Here is a 16,128-nt window from a genome sequence, read left to right as displayed (position 1 = left end):
TGGCAGCCGGCGGCGGACAGATGTCAGGTGACAGCCGACAGATAACAGATAACAGATAACAGCGAACAGATTTCGAAATCTGTCACCTGTTCGGCTCCGTGTCCGAACCGCCCGGCCCGCCCTCGGCGGCGGGCCCGGCGGGCTACTCCACCTGGGCGCCCGCCTCGACCGGCGCGCCGGGGCGGGCCGCCGGCCCACCGGGGGCGTCGGCGACCGTCGGCGCCGGCCGCGCCGTCTCGACGTGGATCTCGACCGAGGTGTCGACGACCACCTGCTCGCCCGAGCGCTGCCCGGCCCGGATCGAGTCGATCCTGGCCAGCACCTTGCTGCGGAGGTCGGTCGGGGTGTCGTCGCAGCCGCAGGAACGCTTGATCAGCGCCTTGATCGCCTGCTCCAGCCCGTACTGCTTCAGGCAGGGCGAGCACTCCTCGAAGTGCACGCGTAGCTTGGCGCAGTCACCCTCGGCCATTTCGTTGTCGAGGAATTCATAGAGGTGGTCGAGGACCTCGCCACACTCGGTTTCGTGCGGATCGCCGCAGCTCATGAGCCCGAGCCCTTCGCTTCCTGCCCTGCCCCGCCGGCCGGGACCAGCCCGCGCTCGCGGGCGTAATCCTCCAGCATGCCGCGCAGCTGACGGCGGCCGCGGTGCAGCCGGGACATCACCGTACCGATGGGAGTACCCATGATGTCCGCGATCTCCTTGTACGCAAAGCCTTCTACGTCCGCGAGATAGACGGCGATCCGGAATTCCTCCGGGATGGCCTGGAGCGCGTCCTTCACATCGCTGTCGGGGAGGTGGTCGAGCGCCTGGGTCTCGGCCGAGCGCAGACCGGTCGACATGTGCGACTCGGCGCGGGCCAGCTGCCAGTCCTCGATCTCCTCGGCCGCGGTGCGCTGGGGCTCCCGCTGCTTCTTGCGGTACGAGTTGATGAACGTGTTGGTGAGGATGCGGTACAGCCAGGCCTTGAGGTTCGTACCCTCACGGAACTGGTGGAAGGACGCGTACGCCTTGGCGAACGCCTCCTGGAGCAGGTCCTCCGCGTCCGCCGGGTTGCGCGTCATGCGCAGCGCCGCCGAGTACATCGGATCCAGGTAGCCCAGGGCATCGCGCTCGAAGCGCTCCCGCCGGGCCTCCTCGGACTCCTCCGCGGACACCCGGAAGGTGTCCTCACCGATCGCCTCGGCCAGCTCCTCACCGGTGAGCGCCTCGCCCACGGGCCGACCCTCCTCCGGGCCCCGGCCCGGCTCGGCCTCGTGCTCGGTCCCGACGACCGGACCCACCTCCTCGGCATGACGACCACGGCCCACACCGGGCCGCCCCGAAATGGAGGATATCGGGCTGACGGGCTTCTCGCCCGCGACAATCCAGTCGGACCAGGCGGGGGCGAACGCCGTGGCGGCCTCTCGCTCCTCCGGCCGCTCGGGGCACGCGATCGAACCCATCTGCCCTGCCTCTCCACCGGGAATCACGCTGACGAGGGTGTCAACCACCCCGCCCGCGTCCGCATTCCCGCCCCGGCGCCCGATTCACCCGCAGGGGTGAGCGACCGGAAACTCCCTGCTCACCGCGGCCCCGAAGCCGTCCGGGCCGCCCTCACCGCAGCCCCGGCACCCAGTCCCCGACCGTCATCACAGCAGCCCCAGCACCCAGTCCCCGACCGCTCCGCAGATCAGCTCCAGCACCTCGTCCTGCCCCACCGGCGCCCGCTTCGGCACCTCGAACCCGTGGCTCCCGTACGGCACCGCCACCAGCTCGTGCCCGGTCGGCAGCGCCGGGAACTCCGCCGGCCCGCCGAACGGATCCGCCTCGCTCTGCACCACCAGCGTCGGCAGCCCCGACTCCAGCAGCTCCTCCGCCCGGCTCTTCTCCGGCTTGCCCGGCGGGTGCAGCGGGAACGCCAGCGCCACCACCCCCACCGCTCCGGTCGCCGCCCCGGTGCGGCAGGCCACCCGGGCCCCGGCGCTGCGCCCGCCCACCACCAGCGGCAGGCCCGCCCCGGCCAGCCGCTCGGCGACCGGCGTCCAGCCGAGGTCCAGTGTTTTCGGGGCCGGCCCCAGCTTCTTCCCGGCCACCCGCCACGGCTGCTCGACCAGCGCCACGGTGATCCCGCGCGCCGGCAGCGCCGCGGCCAGCGCCACCAGGTCCCGGGCGCCGGTCCCGCCGCCGGCGCCGTGGCCGAGCGCCAGCACCGCCCTCGGCGCGGCGGCCCGGTGGTAGGTGATCCGGGCGTCCCCGGCCCCGGTGGGGACGATCTCGGTGGTGGTCATCTCAGTCGCTCCAGAACGTTCAGAACAGCGTCGTCTCGTACTCGACCTCTTCCCAGAACTCGGTGAGCTCCGGGCCGTTGTTGCGGATGCTGCCGACCGCCGGCGACACCGGGGTGGCCAGCAGCGCGCCCGGCGGCGGGGGTATCAGCAGCCGGCGCAGCTCGTCCGGCTCGCTCAGCCCCGGGTCCAGCCAGGCGTCGAAGGACGCCGGGTCGAGGAACAGCGGCATCCGCTCGTGGATCGGCGCCAGCGACTCCTCGGCGTCCGTGGTGACGACGGTGAAGGTCACCAGCCACGCCTCCGGGTGGTCGGCCGGCACCGCCCGGTTGCGCCAGAACTCGTACAGCCCGGCCAGCGCCAGCGGCGCGCCGTCCGCCCGGGAGACGAAGAACGGCTTCTTGCGCGGCTTCCCGCGCTCGGCGGGCACGGTCTGCCACTCGTAGTAGCCGTCCACCGGCAGGATGCACCGGCGCGAGGTGAAGGCCTGCCGATACGCGGGCTTCTCGTGCACCGTGTCCGAGCGGGCGTTGATCATCTTCACCGCGGTCTCCGCCGACCGCGACCACTGCGGCACCAGCCCCCAGCGCAGCACCCGCAGCTGCCGCACCACCCGGGACGAGCCCTTCGCCACCCGCTCCAGCACCACGAACGCGCTGTTGGTCGGGGCGACGTTCCAGTTCGGCGCCAGCGTCTCCGCCGGGTCCCACTGCTCGACCCCGAAGAGCTCGACGAGGTCCTCGGGCTTGCTGCTGGAGGCGAAGCGACCGCACATGCCGGTCAGCTTGCCACGCCCGCCGTCCTCACCACCTTTTCATCCCACGATCAGAACCACCCGCTCCCGCCCACCCGTCCCCGCATGGGAGGCTGCCCCGAACGGCCCAACGCAGCGAACGGAGGCGAAGCCGCGACATGAGCGCCCACCCCGCCCACCCCACCGACCACACCATCGGCGAACTGTGGAACCAGGTCACCGGCACCCAGCCCGCCCCGCCCGGCTGGCTGGTCCTGACCACCGGCGCCGTCGCCCTGCTCGCCGTCCTCGTCCGCCCGGTCTGGCACGTCACCCGCAACGCGGTCACCATCGCCCACGAGGGCGGCCACGGCCTGGTCGCCCGCGCCACCGGCCGCAGGCTCGCCGGCATCCGGCTGCACTCCGACACCTCCGGCCTCACCCTCTCCTACGGCCGCCCCACCGGCCCCGGCATGATCCTCACCGCCGCCGCCGGCTACCCCGCGCCCGCCCTGCTCGGCCTCGGCTGCGCCGCCCTGCTCGCCGCCGACCGGATCACCCTGCTGCTGTGGCTGGCCGTCGTCCTGCTGCTCGCCCTGCTGATCCGCATCCGCAACGCCTACGGCCTGTTCATCGTGCTGGTCGCCGGCGGCGCGTTCTTCCTGGTCTCCTGGTTCGGCAGCGCCGAGGTCCAGGCCGGCTTCGCCTACCTCGGCTGCTGGTTCCTGCTCTTCGCCGCCGTCCGCCCGGTCCTGGAACTCCAGCACCAGCGCCGCGCCGGCTGGGCCCGCGACTCCGACGCCGACCAGCTCGCCCGGCTCACCCACGTGCCCGGCCTGGCGTGGATCACCGTCTTCCTGCTGATCGCCCTCGCCTGCCTCGCCCTCGGCGCGAGCTGGCTGCTCCAGCCCCTGCAGTGACGCGACCCTCGCACTGACGACAACCCCTTCACCAGGCCGCCCCCGTTCCGCCATCCGGCCACGGCAGGGGCCGTTCCGGTACGGCCCCTAAACTGGCCCACATGACCGAGACCCTGTGGCCCGCCCCCGTCGCGACCACCCCCGTTGACGCCACCGTCACCATCCCCGGCTCCAAGTCGGTCACCAACCGGGCCCTGGTGCTGGCGGCACTGGCCGACGGACCCGGCTGGGTGCGCCGCCCGCTGCGCAGCCGCGACTCGCAGCTGATGGCCGACGGCCTGCGCGCCCTCGGCGTCGGCATCGAGGAGAAGGTCAACAACGACTCCGGCGGCACCGGCGGCGGCGAGGCCTGGCGGGTCATCCCGACCCCCGCGCTGCGCGGCCCCGCCTCGATCGACGTCGGCAACGCCGGCACGGTCATGCGCTTCCTGCCCCCGCTGGCCGTCCTCGCCGACGGCCCGGTGCACTTCGACGGCGACCCGCGCAGCTACGAGCGCCCCCAGCACGGCGTGATCAACGCCCTGCGCGCGCTCGGCGCCCGGATCGACGACGGCGGCCGCGGCGCCTTCCCGCTCACCGTGCACGGCACCGGCGCGCTCGACGGCGGCCCGGTCGAGCTGGACGCCTCCTCCTCGTCCCAGTTCGTCTCCGCCCTGCTGCTCTCCGGCGCCCGCTACAACCACGGCGTCGAGGTCCGGCACGTCGGCGGCCCGGTGCCGTCGCTGCCGCACATCCGGATGACCGTCGAGATGCTGCGCCTGGCCGGCGTCCAGGTCGACGCCCCCGAGGACGGCGGCGAGAAGGACGTCTGGCGGGTCACCCCCGGCGCCCTGATCGGCCGCGACCTCGTCGTCGAGCCGGACCTCTCCAACGCGGCGCCGTTCTTCGCCGCCGCCCTGGTCACCGGCGGCCGGGTCACCGTGCGCGACTGGCCCAAGCACACCACCCAGCCCGGCGACCAGCTGCGCGCGATCTACACGCAGATGGGCGGCGCCTGCGAGTTCACCGACGAGGGCCTCCAGTTCACCGGCACCGGCCGGATCCACGGCATCGAGGCGGACCTGCACGACGTCGGCGAGCTCACCCCGGTGATCGCCGCCGTCGCCGCGCTCGCCGACTCCGAGTCCCACCTGTACGGCATCGCCCACCTGCGGCTGCACGAGACCGACCGGCTCGCCGCGCTCGCCAAGGAGATCAACGACCTCGGCGGCGATGTCACCGAGACCGAGGACGGCCTGCGGATCCGCCCGCGCCCGCTGCACGGCGGCGTCTTCCACACCTACGAGGACCACCGCCTGGCCACCGCCGCCGCGGTGATCGGCCTGGCCGTGCCCGGCGTCCAGGTGGAGAACGTGGCCACCACCGCCAAGACCCTGCCCGACTTCCCGAACATGTGGACGGATCTGCTCGGCGAAGGCGAAGCGGCGGCGGACGCCTGAGCGGAGACTGAAGCCATGCGCCGCTACGGCAAGGACGCCGACGAGGACGACATCCGCAACCGCCCCGCCCGCCGGGGCTCCCGGCCGCGGACCCGGATCCGGCCCAAGCACGAGGACGCCGCCGAGGCGATGGTGCTGACCGTCGACCGCGGCCGGCTGACCTGCCTGATCGACCCGGGCACCAAGCAGGAGCGCGAGGTCGTCGCCATGAAGGCCCGCGAGCTGGGCCGCAAGGGCGTCGTCGTCGGCGACGTCGTCAGCCTGGTCGGCGACCTCTCCGGGGACACCGACACGCTCGCCCGGATCGTCCGGGTCGAGGAGCGCGGCTCGGTGCTGCGCCGCACCGCGGACGACGACGACCCGTACGAGCGGATCGTCGTCGCCAACGCCGACCAGCTGGCCATCGTCACCGCGCTGGCCGACCCGGAGCCGAGGCCCCGGCTGATCGACCGCTGCCTGGTGGCCGCGTACGACGCGGGCATGGAGCCGCTGCTGGTGCTCACCAAGTCCGACCTGGCCCCGGCCGCGCCGCTGCTGGAGTCCTACGCGCCGCTCGGCATCGAGTACGTGGTCACCCGCCGCGACGAGCTGGAGACCGCCGGCGCCGAGGCCGTCCGCGAGCACCTGCGCGGCCTGTCCACGGTGTTCATCGGCCACTCCGGCGTCGGCAAGACCACCCTGGTCAACGCCCTCGTACCGGACCGCCAGCGGCAGACCGGCCGGGTCAACGCGGTCACCGGCCGCGGCCGCCACACCACGGTCTCGGCGCTGGCGCTGCGGCTGCCCCCGCCGCCCGGCGCCAAGCCCGGCTCGAAGAAGGCCCTCGACCCGGGCTGGGTGATCGACACCCCGGGCTTCCGCTCCTTCGGCCTCTCGCACATCGACCCGTCCCGGGTCATCCACGCCTTCCCCGACCTGGAGCCCGGCACCGTCGAGTGCCCGCGCGCCTGTAGCCACGACGAACCGGACTGCGCCCTGGACGCCTGGGTCGCCGACGGCCACGCCGAGGCGGCCCGGCTCTACTCGCTGCGCCGACTGCTGGCCAGCAAGGAGGCCCGCGAGGGCGACTGACCCTCCGGACGTGCCGCCGACGGTTTCCGGCCGTTCGAGGTGTCGGACCGCGCCAGCCTGGCGATCATAGGAAAGTCGGGCCACCGCGCGGTCCGACCCGTCGATCGACAGGAAGGGCACGCGATGGCATGGGCCCTGGTGATCCTGGCCGGAATCCTGGAGACCGGCTTCGCGATCAACCTCAAGCTCAGCGAGGGCTTCACCAAGCTCTGGCCCACCATCAGCTTCTGCGTGTTCGCCCTCGGCAGCTTCGGCCTGCTCACCCTGTCCCTGAAGAGCCTGCCGGTCGGCCCCGCCTACGCGGTGTGGACCGGCATCGGGGCGGCCGGCACCGCCATCTACGGCATGCTCTTCCTGGACGAGGCCACCTCCGTCCTCAAGATCGTCTCGATCTCCCTGGTGATCGCCGGCGTGATCGGCCTCCAGCTCAGCGGCTCCGCCCACTGACAGAGAGCGGCCGTCCCGCTCTGCGAGCCCCGCTGTCCCGATCCTGGCGGGCTCGCTAGGGTTCGGACATGGCCGACTACCACGACGACCTCCGACTCGCCCACGTCCTCGCCGACTCGGCCGACTCGATCACCCTGGAGCGCTTCCGCGCCCTCGACCTGAAGATCGAGACCAAGCCCGACCTCACCCCCGTCAGCGACGCCGACAAGGCCGCCGAGGAACTGGTGCGCGGCGTGCTCCAGCGCGCCCGCCCGCGCGACGCGGTGCTCGGCGAGGAGTTCGGCTTGCAGGGCTCCGGCCCGCGCCGCTGGGTGATCGACCCGATCGACGGCACCAAGAACTACATCCGCGGCGTCCCGGTCTGGGCCACCCTGATCGCCTTGCTGGAGGACGGCCCGGACGGCGTCGAGCGTCCGGTGGTCGGCATCGTCTCCGCCCCCGCGCTGAACCGCCGCTGGTGGGCCGCCAAGGACCTCGGCGCCTTCGCCGGCCGCAGCCTCGCCAAGGCCGGCCGGATCCACGTCTCCGGCGTCTCCCGGATCGAGGACGCCTCCTTCTCCTACTCCTCCCTCTCCGGCTGGGAGGAGCGCGGCCGCCTCGACCCGTTCCTGGACCTCACCCGCGCCTGCTGGCGCACCCGCGCCTACGGCGACTTCTGGTCCTACATGATGGTCGCCGAGGGCGCGGTCGACATCGCCGCCGAACCGGAGCTCTCGCTCTGGGACATGGCCGCCAACTGCATCATCGTCGAGGAGGCCGGCGGCCGCTTCACCGGCCTGGACGGCGTCCCCGGCCCCGGCGGCGCCGACGCCGTCGCCTCCAACGGCCTGCTCCACGAGGAGGCGCTGCGCCGCCTCAGCGTCTAGGACCCACCTCGGGGCGAGAACAATGGTGCGGGCCCGGTCGAACAGTCATCTGCTCGACCGGGCCCGCCGCTCATGGGGCGACCGGCGCCCGGGTGACTACCGCTGCTTGCGCAGCTCCCGGACGGCCGTCTCCAGCCGCTGCCCGTAGTCGGCGTCGGCCTTGCGGAAGTTCTCGACGGCCCGCTCGACGATGTCGTCCCGGTCGGCCGAGACCTTGGCGATGAAGCCGGCCAGGTTGGCGATCAGCCGCTGCTTCTCGTCCTCCGAGTACAGCCGGTACAGGTTGCCCGCCTGCACGAAGTCGTCGTCCTCGGCGTGCGAGGGCGCCACGTGGTTGCCGGTGGCGCCGGTGACGGTGGTCGCGGCCCACAGCGGGCGGCCGGTCTGCACCGGGCCGCCGAAGCTGTTCGGCTCGTAGTTCTTCTGCCGGCCGTGGCGGCCGTCGTAGAGGTGGCCGTCGCGGCTGTTGGTGCGCGCCTCGGTGGCGTGCGGGCGGTTCACCGGCAGGTGGTCGGCGTTGATGCCGACGCGGTAGCGGTGGGCGTCCGCGTACGCGAACAGCCGGCCCTGGAGCATCTTGTCCGGGGACGGGCCGATGCCGGGCACGAAGTGCGCCGGGGAGAAGATCGACTGCTCGACCTCGGCGAAGACGTTCTCGGGGTTGCGGTTGAGCTCCAGCCGGCCGATCTCGATCGGCGGGTAGTCCGCATGCGGCCAGACCTTGGTCAGGTCGAAGGGGTTGAAGCGGTAGCCGTCCGCGTCGGCCGCCGGCATGACCTGCACCTGCACCGTCCAGCTCGGGTACTCCCCGCGCTCGATCGCCTCGCGCAGGTCGCGCTGGTGGCTGTCCGGGTCCTCGCCGGCGAGCCGGTTGGCCTCGGCCTGGGTGAGGTTGCGGATGCCCTGGTCGGTCTTGAAGTGGTACTTCACCCAGAAGTGCTCGCCGGCCTCGTTCTGCCACTGGAAGGTGTGCGAGCCGTAGCCGTTGAGGTGGCGGTAGGTGGCCGGGATGCCGCGGTCGCCGAACAGCCAGGTCACCTGGTGGGTCGACTCGGGCGACAGGCCCCAGAAGTCCCAGACGTTGTCGGCCTCCTGCGAGCCGGTGTACGGGTCGCGCTTCTGGGTGTGGATGAAGTCGGGGAACTTCACGGCGTCCTTGATGAAGAACACCGGGGTGTTGTTGCCGACGAGGTCGTAGTTGCCCTCCTCGGTGTAGAACTTCACCGCGAAACCGCGCGGGTCGCGCACCGCGTCGGCCGAGCCCAGGTTGCCGGCGACGGTGGAGAAGCGCAGGAAGACCTCGGTCTCCTTGCCGACCTCGGACAGGAACGCGGCGCGGGTGTAGGGCGTCACGTCGGCGGTCACCGTGAAGGTGCCGTAGGCCGCCGCGCCGCGTGCGTGCACCACGCGCTCCGGGATCCGCTCGCGGTTGAAGTGCGCGAGCTTCTCGAACAGCTGCTGGTCCTGGATGAGCGCCGGGCCGCCGACGCCCGCGGTCTCGGTGTTCTGGTTGTCGGCGACGGGGGCACCCGCCTCCGTGGTGAGGGTGGGTCGCAGCTCGTCCTGGGTCGTCATCAGGGGGTGCCTCCGTCTGGTCCGGTCGTGATGTCGTGACGACTCGATCCTAACTTGGACTTTGTCCAAGTCAACACTGGAACCAAACTCAGAGCCTGACCTACTCTGTAACCATGAGCGACCTGCTGGAACGACTCCGCGCCCGCGGCTGGCGGCTGACCTCGCAGCGCCGGGTCGTGGCCGAGGTCCTGGACGGCGAACACGTGCACCTCACCGCCGACGAGGTGCACGCCCGCGCCGTCGCCCACCTGCCCGAGATCAGCCGCGCGACCGTCTACAACACCCTCGGCGAGCTCGTCGCGCTCGGCGAGGTCCTGGAGGTCGCCACCGACGGCCGCGCCCGGCGCTACGACCCCAACGCCCACCGCGCCCACCAACACCTGGTCTGCTCCGGCTGCGGGGCGATCCGCGACGTCCACCCGCACGGCGACCCGCTCGCCGCCCTGCCGCCCGCCGAACGCTTCGGCTTCACCGTCTCCGGCGCCGACATCACCTACCGCGGCCTCTGCCCCGACTGCCGACCCTGAACGGGCCGGACCACGCCAGAGGGCGGGTCCGCTACGCGCTCAGCTCCGCGTGCAGCGCGCCCAGCAGCCGCCCGGCCCGCTCGGCCACCTCGGCCGGCCCGTAGTCGGCCGCCCGGCGGCACCAGTTCTCCGCCTGCACCGGCTCGCCCCGGCGCAGCGCCAGCAGCGCCAGGCGCAGCGCGGCCCGGCCGTGCCCGGCGTCGGCCGCCCGGGTGTACCAGAGCATCGCCTCCGCCTCGCTGTCCTGCCGGGCCAGCAGCAGCCCCAGGTTGAACGCCGCACTGCGGCTGCCGGCCTCCGCCGCCCGCCGGTACCAGCTCTCGGCGATCTCCAGCGCCCCGCGCTCGGCCGCCCGCACGCCCATCCGCACCTGCGCCCGGCGGTGCCCGGCGTCCGCCGCCACCGCGTACCAGTGCTCGGCCTCGGCGTCCGCGTCACCGCGCCGGTCCAGCACCGAGGCCAGCCGGAACGCGCCCTCCGCCGAACCGCCCGCCGCCGCCTGCCGGTAGCGCTCCAGGGCGCCGGCCAGGTTGCCGCGCTGCTCCTGGACGACGGCCAGTTGCAGCGCCGCCTCGCCGTGCCCCTCGGCGGCGGCGCGCGCGTACCACTCCTGCGCCTGCCGCTGCTCGCCGCGCCCGGCGTGCAGCACGCCCAGGTTGAAGGCGCCGTCGACGCTGCCCGCCTCGGCCGCCTTGGAGAACCACGGCTCCGCGCCCGACTCCTCGCCGCGCTGGAGCAGCACCACCGCGAGCGCGTTGCAGGCCTCCCGGTGCCCGGCGTACGCGGCCCGGCGGTACCACTGCTCGGCCTGCTGGTCGCGGCCGGTGCCGGCGCAGAGCAGGCCGAGGTTGAAGGCGCCGTTCTGGTCGCCCGCGTCCAGCGCGGTGCGGTACCAGTGCTCGGCCTCCTTGGCCTCGCCGCGGCCGGCGTGCAGCGCTCCGAGCGCGTTGGCGGCGTTGCCGTCACCGGCCTCGGCGGCCTCCTGCCACCACTCGGCGGCCGCGCCGACCTCGCCTGAGTCGCGCAGCAGGAAGCCGAGCGCGCAGGCCGCGCGCGGCTCGCCGTTCTGCGCGGCCTGCCGGTACCAGCGGGCCGCCTCGTCCAGCAGCGACTGGTCGGTGCGGGCGCGCTCCTCCAGCAGCACGCCCAGGCGCAGCGCGGCCCGGGCGTGGCTGCGGGCCGCGGCGGTGCGGTACCAGGTCTCGGCGGTCTCCTTGTCCCCGGCGGCCTCGCGCATCCGGGCGAGCCGGTAGGCGGCCTCCCGGTGCCCGGCGTCGGCGGAGACCTTGAACCAGCGCTCGGCGCGCACGTCGCGCCGGTGCTCCATCAGGTCGCCCAGCGCGTAGGCGCCGAGCGGGTGGCCGTGGTCGGCGGCGAAGTGCAGCCAGTACTCGGCGGCCTCCTCCTCGCCCTGGTCGCGCAGCTGGAGCCCGAGCGCGTGCGCGGCGGGCGCGCTGCCGGCCACCGCGGCCTGCCGCCACCACTGGGCGGCCTCGGCCCGGTGCCCCTGCTGGTGCAGCAGCACGCCGAGGTTGTTGGCGGCGGCGCGCACCCCGGCGGCCGCGGCGGCGCGCAGGTACGGTTCGGCGTCCTCCAGGTCGCCCCGGCGCAGCAGCAGGGTGCCGAGCCGGCTGGCGGCGTCGGGGTCGCCGTCGTCGGCGGCCTGCCGGTGCCGGGCCTCCAGTGCGGCGCTCTCCCGGGCGGCCAGCGCGCTCTCGAAGCTGGTGGTGTCGAGGCCCGCCGGGTCGAGGGCGGCGGTACCGAGCGGTTCGTCGGCGCCCTGCGCCCCGTAGGGGCCGACGGCGGCGGTGAACTGACGGGCGGACACGTGCACCAGGCTGTCGGGGCCGTAGCCGGTGACCGACGGGCGTTCGGACAGGCCGCTGGTGCGCTGGGCGGGCAGGGCTCCGGGGCGGCTCTCGGCGCTCTCCGCCCAGGCGTCGGTGTCCGCCTCGGTGGCCGCCGCGGACTTGGCGCCTGACCCGTTCTTGCCGATCAGCCTCATGCCGACTCCCGCTCCCCCAGAGTGTCGCGGCATCGCCCTCCGGCCCACGGCCGGGAGGGCCCCCAGGGGAGGCGCCGGACCCGACGGCTGGTCAGCAGCCGCGCACCGTCCCCCATGTGTCCCATCGTCGCACCACCCGCAACCCGCGTACACCTGCCCCGGCCGAATTCGGGCGGGGCCGACCCGAAGCCGACGGAATTGCTTCGGCGCTTTGTCGATTTCCCGACACTTCGGCCCCACAAACCCCTGTGCCGTCCTCCTTGGCGACGGTCGATAGTACCGGAGGGCGCTCCACCGCTTCCGCGGGAAAACACCAGAGGCCCGGAGGAAGAATCCTCCGGGCCTCTCGCTACTGAGTAGCGGGGACAGGATTTGAACCTGCGACCTCTGGGTTATGAGCCCAGCGAGCTACCGAGCTGCTCCACCCCGCGTCGGTGGTTAAACCATAGCACGGGCGCGGGGTGGAACGGAAAACGGTTGTCGCAGCTCAGCGGGCTACGGGTGCGGGCTCGCCGAACCGCCCGGCGTCGCACCCGGCGTCGGGGCTGCCGTCGGGGCGGCCGTCGGAGCGGGGACCTGTCCGCCGCCGCGGGCCGCCTCGGCCGCCTTCAGCGCGTCGCCGAGCGCCTTCTGGGCGTTGCCGTAGGCCACCCAGTCGCCGTTCTTGAACGCGGTCTGGCTGTCGTTGTACGCGTTCTCCGCGTCCGAGAGCGCCTTCTGCAGCTCCGGCGAGATCGTCCCGCCCGGTGCCGGGGTGGCCGGCGTGCCGGGAGCCGGCGTCGTCGGGCTGGTCGGCGTGGTCGGGGCCGTCGGGGTCGTCGGGGTCGTACCGCCGGCCGACGAGGACGGCTCGGTCGGCGTCACCGGCGGGGTCGCGGCGCCGAACAGCTTCTTCAGCGCCTCCTCCAGCGTGTTCTCGAACGCCACGTTGTCGTCCCCGTACACCGCCAGGACCTTCTGCAGCGTCGGGTACTTGGCGCCGCGTCCGCGCACGTACACCGGCTCCACGTTGAGCAGCCCGCCACCGACCGGCAGGGTCAGCAGGTTGCCGTACTCCAGCTCGGTGTCGCCGTTCTTCAGCGCGTAGATCTGGTTGGCCACCTCCTTGCGGGAGTTGAACTTCGACTGCACCAGGCCCGGGCCGGGGGCGCCGCTCTCACCCGTCATCTTCAGGACGCTGATCTTCCCGTAGGTGTCCCCCGGGTCCGCGTTCACGGCCATGAACGCCGCCAGGTTCGGCCGACCGTTCGGCACGAAGGCGCTGGTCAGCGAGAAGCTCGCCTGCGCGGCGTCCGGCATCCGCACCGTCACGTAGTACGGCGGCTGGACCTGCTTGGTGTCGCTGGTCGGGTCCACCGGGACCTGCCAGATGTCGCTGCCGTTGAAGAAGGAGTTGGCGTCCGTCACGTGGTACTGGCCGAGCAGGTCGCGCTGCACCTTGAACAGGTCCTGCGGGTAGCGCAGGTGCGGCAGCAGCGTGGCCGGGATGTCCGCCTTCGGCCGCACGGTGTCCGGGAAGGCCTTCATCCAGGTCCTCAGCACCGGGTCGTGCTCGTCCCACTGGTAGAGCCGCACCTCGCCGGTGTAGGCGTCCACGGTCGCCTTGACCGAGTTGCGGATGTAGTTGACCTGGTTGGCGACGGTCAGCAGCTCACCGCGCTGGTTGGTCAGCGAGTCCTTGGTGACCGTCCCGAGGGACGTCTTGGACGAGAACGGGTAGCCGTCCGAGGTGGTGTAGCCGTCCAGCACCCAGAGCACGTGGCCGTCCTGCACCACCGGGTACGGGTCGGCGTCGATCGACAGCCACGGCGCGACCTTCTCCACCCGCTCCTTCGGCGTCCGGTTGTAGATCACCTTGGCGCCGTCGGTGATCGCCCCCGCGTACAGGATCTGCGGCTCGGTGAAGCGCACCGCGTACGCGGCCCGGGTGATCGGGTTGTCCAGCGAGACCCCGCTGTTGCCGGTGTAGATGTACTCCTTGTTCTCACCGGTCTTGGTGGTGTAGTCGATCTCCTTGTTCGAGCCGCCGACGATCGAGTACGAGGTCGTCTTCTCGCCGTAGTAGATCCGCTGCTCGTAGTCGCCCAGCTGCTTGCCGGTGGCCGGCAGGCCCGACTCGGTGAACACCGGCTCGCCCTTGTCGCTGAGCTGGTTGCCCTTGGCGGCCACCGCGCCGTAGCCGTGGGTGTACTTGAAGTGGTCGTTGATCCAGTTGCGCTGCACGCCGTTGAGGTCCAGCTCGCGCAGGCCGATCACGGTGTCCTGCTTGGTCGCGCCCGAGCCGTAGCGGTCCACGTCCAGCGTGTTCGGGAAGGCGTAGTAGTTGCGCTGCTGCTCGATCGACTGGAAGGCCGGCGAGATGATGTTCGGGTCCAGCAGCCGGATGTCCGCGACGGTCTGCGCGTCCGGCTTCAGCGCCTCCGCCGTCGTCGACCCCTGCGGGCTGTACTGGGTGGTCTGCGCGTCCGCGATCCCGTACGCCTGCCGCGTCGCGTCGATGTTCTTCTGGATGTACGGCGTCTCCTTGGCCTGCTCGTTCGGCTTGACCTGGAACTGCTGCACGATCGCCGGGTACAGCCCGCCGATCAGCACCGCCGACAGCACCATCAGGCCCAGCCCGATCAGCGCCGGGGCCCAGGTGCGGCGCACCGGGGTCAGGAAGAACAGCACCGCGCAGATGATCGCGACGAAGAACAGGATCGTCTTGGCCGGCAGGAACGCGTTGGCGTCCACGTAGCGCAGCCCGGTCCAGCCCGAAACCGCCTTGTAGGAGCCGGTCTTCACCGCCAGCGCGTACCGGTCCAGCCAGTACGCCGCCGCCTTCAGCAGCACGAACACGCCCAGCAGCACCGCCAGGTGGCCCTGCGCGCCCGCACTCGCCCGCCGGCCCGGGCCCTGCAACCGCAGCCCCCCGTACAGGTAGTGCACCAGCGCCGAGGTCAGCAGCGAGACGATCACCGCGCTGAACGCGAAGCCCAGCAGGAACTCGTAGAACGGCAGGTCGAAGGCGTAGAACGAGACGTCCATGCCGAACTGCGCGTCCTTCTCGCCGAACGACGTCGCGTTCGTCCACATCAGCCAGGTCCGCCACTGCCCGGACGCCGCCGCACCGGCCACCAGGCCGATCACCAGCGAGATCCCGATCAGCGCCCAGCGCTTGAACGGCGCCAGCCCCGCCCGGTAGCGGTCCAGGCTCTGCTGCTCGACCGACATCGCCGACAGCGGCGGCCGCAGCCGGTGCGCCAGCCAGATGTTGAAGCCGACGATCACCGCCATCAGCAGCCCGAACACCGCGAACAGGCCGACCTTCGTCCACAGCTGGGTGGTGAACACCGACGAATAGTGGACCGACCTGAACCACAGCCAGTCCGTCCAGAAACCCGCGAACATGACGAACAGCAGGAACAGCACCGCGAGCACACCCAGGGTCAGCAGGGCCACCCGCGCCCGCCGGGAGGGCGGGCCTACCCTGCGCCGGAAACCCGGCCCTGAGCGTTCCGGCATCTGGAATACCACGGTGGCACCTCAGCTGTGTCGTCTGGAGTCGGTCGGTCGGTCTTCAGAGCAACTTAACCAGGATCCGACCGAGTTCCCACCGTTAGCAGACGGTTACGACCCCGCCCCCCCCCGGGCCCCACCGGAGCGGCCCGGCGCCCGCGCCCCGTCCGGCGTGTGAGGATTGAGCCATGTCCGACGCGTCTGAACCGATCAACTCCCCCGACGACGTCTCCAAGCTCCCCGCCGCCTCCCCGCTCACCCGGGCCGCGCTGGAGATCGACGAGTACGCCGCCACCCTCGGCTGGGACCTCCCGGCCCGGCTGTTCGCCCTGGTGGACAGCGCCGCCCTGCGCAAGGCCGACCCCAGGATCGCCGCCCAGCTCGGCCTCTCCGAGGACGACCAGGCCGGCCTCACCCCGGTCGAGCAGGACGAACTGCCCGCCGGCATGGAACTCGACAAGTTCCTCGGCACCATCGCCTGGCCCGACGCGGTGGCCGGCTGCGCCCTCGTCGTCGAGCGGCTGATGCTGCCGCCGGGCGCCGAGCAGTCCCGCCCGCGGGGCGCCACCGACGCCCAGCTCGCCGAGTGGGTGGCCAACCACCCCCAGCGCGAGGAGGTGCGGATCACCGCCGCCGTGCTGCGCGACGGCAAGAAGGAGATCGCGCTGCGGCTGCGCTCCAAGGACGTCGCCCGCGAGGTGCTGACCGGCCCCGACCTGGTGCCCGGTCTGACCGAGGCGCTGCTGGCGACCTTCGCCTGATCCGCTCCCCCGGCCGCCGGG

14 protein-coding genes and 1 tRNA gene are annotated in these 16,128 nt (G+C 72.5%); 7 read left to right on the top strand and 8 right to left on the bottom strand.

Annotation, left to right across the window (positions count from 1 at the left end; genetic code table 11):
• Nucleotides 1-142: 142 nt before the first annotated feature.
• The 4 genes from rsrA to ABTY15_RS16380 all read right to left on the bottom strand — a co-directional run bounded on the left by rsrA (nucleotide 143) and on the right by ABTY15_RS16380 (nucleotide 3,040).
• A complete protein-coding gene (gene rsrA / locus ABTY15_RS16395; protein ID WP_350587525.1) occupies nucleotides 143-544 on the bottom strand; it encodes a mycothiol system anti-sigma-R factor in 402 nt (133 codons plus the stop codon).
• Entirely contained in the window at nucleotides 541-1,281 is a 741-nt protein-coding gene (locus ABTY15_RS16390; protein ID WP_502893512.1) for a sigma-70 family RNA polymerase sigma factor, read from the bottom strand. The genes rsrA and ABTY15_RS16390 overlap by 4 nt, the downstream gene beginning before the upstream one ends.
• A 348-nt stretch (nucleotides 1,282-1,629) precedes the next feature.
• Entirely contained in the window at nucleotides 1,630-2,268 is a 639-nt protein-coding gene (locus ABTY15_RS16385) for an alpha/beta hydrolase family protein (RefSeq protein ID WP_350587522.1), read from the bottom strand.
• A gap of 19 nt (nucleotides 2,269-2,287) precedes the next feature.
• A complete protein-coding gene (locus tag ABTY15_RS16380; protein ID WP_350587521.1) occupies nucleotides 2,288-3,040 on the bottom strand; it encodes an SOS response-associated peptidase in 753 nt (250 codons plus the stop codon).
• A 137-nt stretch (nucleotides 3,041-3,177) separates the two neighbouring features.
• Between ABTY15_RS16380 and ABTY15_RS16375 the strand changes: the two genes are divergently transcribed.
• From ABTY15_RS16375 to hisN, 5 genes are all read left to right on the top strand, one after another.
• Complete coding sequence (locus ABTY15_RS16375) at nucleotides 3,178-3,918, top strand: M50 family metallopeptidase (protein WP_350587518.1); 741 nt, start codon at nucleotides 3,178-3,180, stop codon at nucleotides 3,916-3,918.
• 101 nt (nucleotides 3,919-4,019) lie between these two features.
• On the top strand, nucleotides 4,020-5,357 hold the full coding sequence (gene aroA / locus ABTY15_RS16370) for a 3-phosphoshikimate 1-carboxyvinyltransferase (RefSeq protein WP_350587515.1): 1,338 nt from the start codon (nucleotides 4,020-4,022) through the stop codon (nucleotides 5,355-5,357).
• Nucleotides 5,358-5,372: 15 nt separating this feature from the next.
• Nucleotides 5,373-6,428, top strand: coding sequence for a ribosome small subunit-dependent GTPase A (gene rsgA, locus ABTY15_RS16365; protein WP_350587513.1), 1,056 nt, complete (start codon nucleotides 5,373-5,375; stop codon nucleotides 6,426-6,428).
• Nucleotides 6,429-6,551: 123 nt separating this feature from the next.
• On the top strand, nucleotides 6,552-6,875 hold the full coding sequence (locus ABTY15_RS16360) for a DMT family transporter (RefSeq protein WP_350587511.1): 324 nt from the start codon (nucleotides 6,552-6,554) through the stop codon (nucleotides 6,873-6,875).
• Nucleotides 6,876-6,943: 68 nt separating this feature from the next.
• The gene (gene hisN / locus ABTY15_RS16355; protein ID WP_350587509.1) at nucleotides 6,944-7,741 is read left to right on the top strand and encodes a histidinol-phosphatase; all 798 of its coding nucleotides are present in this window, start codon (nucleotides 6,944-6,946) and stop codon (nucleotides 7,739-7,741) included.
• Nucleotides 7,742-7,837: 96 nt separating this feature from the next.
• Here the strand turns inward: hisN and ABTY15_RS16350 are convergent, their stop codons facing one another.
• Nucleotides 7,838-9,316 carry a catalase gene (locus tag ABTY15_RS16350; RefSeq protein ID WP_350587506.1) on the bottom strand — a complete coding sequence of 493 codons (1,479 nt, stop codon included), beginning with the start codon at nucleotides 9,314-9,316 and terminating at the stop codon, nucleotides 7,838-7,840.
• Between the two features lie 113 nt (nucleotides 9,317-9,429).
• Here ABTY15_RS16350 and ABTY15_RS16345 point away from each other — a divergent pair, with 113 nt between their 5' ends.
• On the top strand, nucleotides 9,430-9,843 hold the full coding sequence (locus ABTY15_RS16345) for a Fur family transcriptional regulator (protein ID WP_350587505.1): 414 nt from the start codon (nucleotides 9,430-9,432) through the stop codon (nucleotides 9,841-9,843).
• A gap of 31 nt (nucleotides 9,844-9,874) precedes the next feature.
• Here the strand turns inward: ABTY15_RS16345 and ABTY15_RS16340 are convergent, their stop codons facing one another.
• From ABTY15_RS16340 to ABTY15_RS16330, 3 genes are all read right to left on the bottom strand, one after another.
• Nucleotides 9,875-11,848, bottom strand: a complete 1,974-nt coding sequence (locus tag ABTY15_RS16340) for an SEL1-like repeat protein (protein ID WP_350587504.1) — start codon at nucleotides 11,846-11,848, stop codon at nucleotides 9,875-9,877.
• A gap of 357 nt (nucleotides 11,849-12,205) precedes the next feature.
• Nucleotides 12,206-12,279: transfer RNA gene (locus ABTY15_RS16335), tRNA-Met, on the bottom strand.
• A gap of 64 nt (nucleotides 12,280-12,343) precedes the next feature.
• A complete protein-coding gene (locus ABTY15_RS16330; RefSeq protein ID WP_350587503.1) occupies nucleotides 12,344-15,352 on the bottom strand; it encodes a UPF0182 family membrane protein in 3,009 nt (1,002 codons plus the stop codon).
• A 182-nt stretch (nucleotides 15,353-15,534) separates the two neighbouring features.
• Between ABTY15_RS16330 and ABTY15_RS16325 the strand changes: the two genes are divergently transcribed.
• Entirely contained in the window at nucleotides 15,535-16,107 is a 573-nt protein-coding gene (locus tag ABTY15_RS16325; RefSeq protein WP_350587501.1) for a PPA1309 family protein, read from the top strand.
• Nucleotides 16,108-16,128: the final 21 nt, after the last annotated feature.

Origin of the sequence: Kitasatospora sp. NPDC097643 (assembly GCF_040302625.1) — a bacterium.
Classification (GTDB): Bacteria; Actinomycetota; Actinomycetes; order Streptomycetales; family Streptomycetaceae; genus Kitasatospora.
The sequence above is the reverse complement of the archived record's forward strand: the minus strand, read 5'-3'. Positions and strand labels throughout refer to the sequence as shown.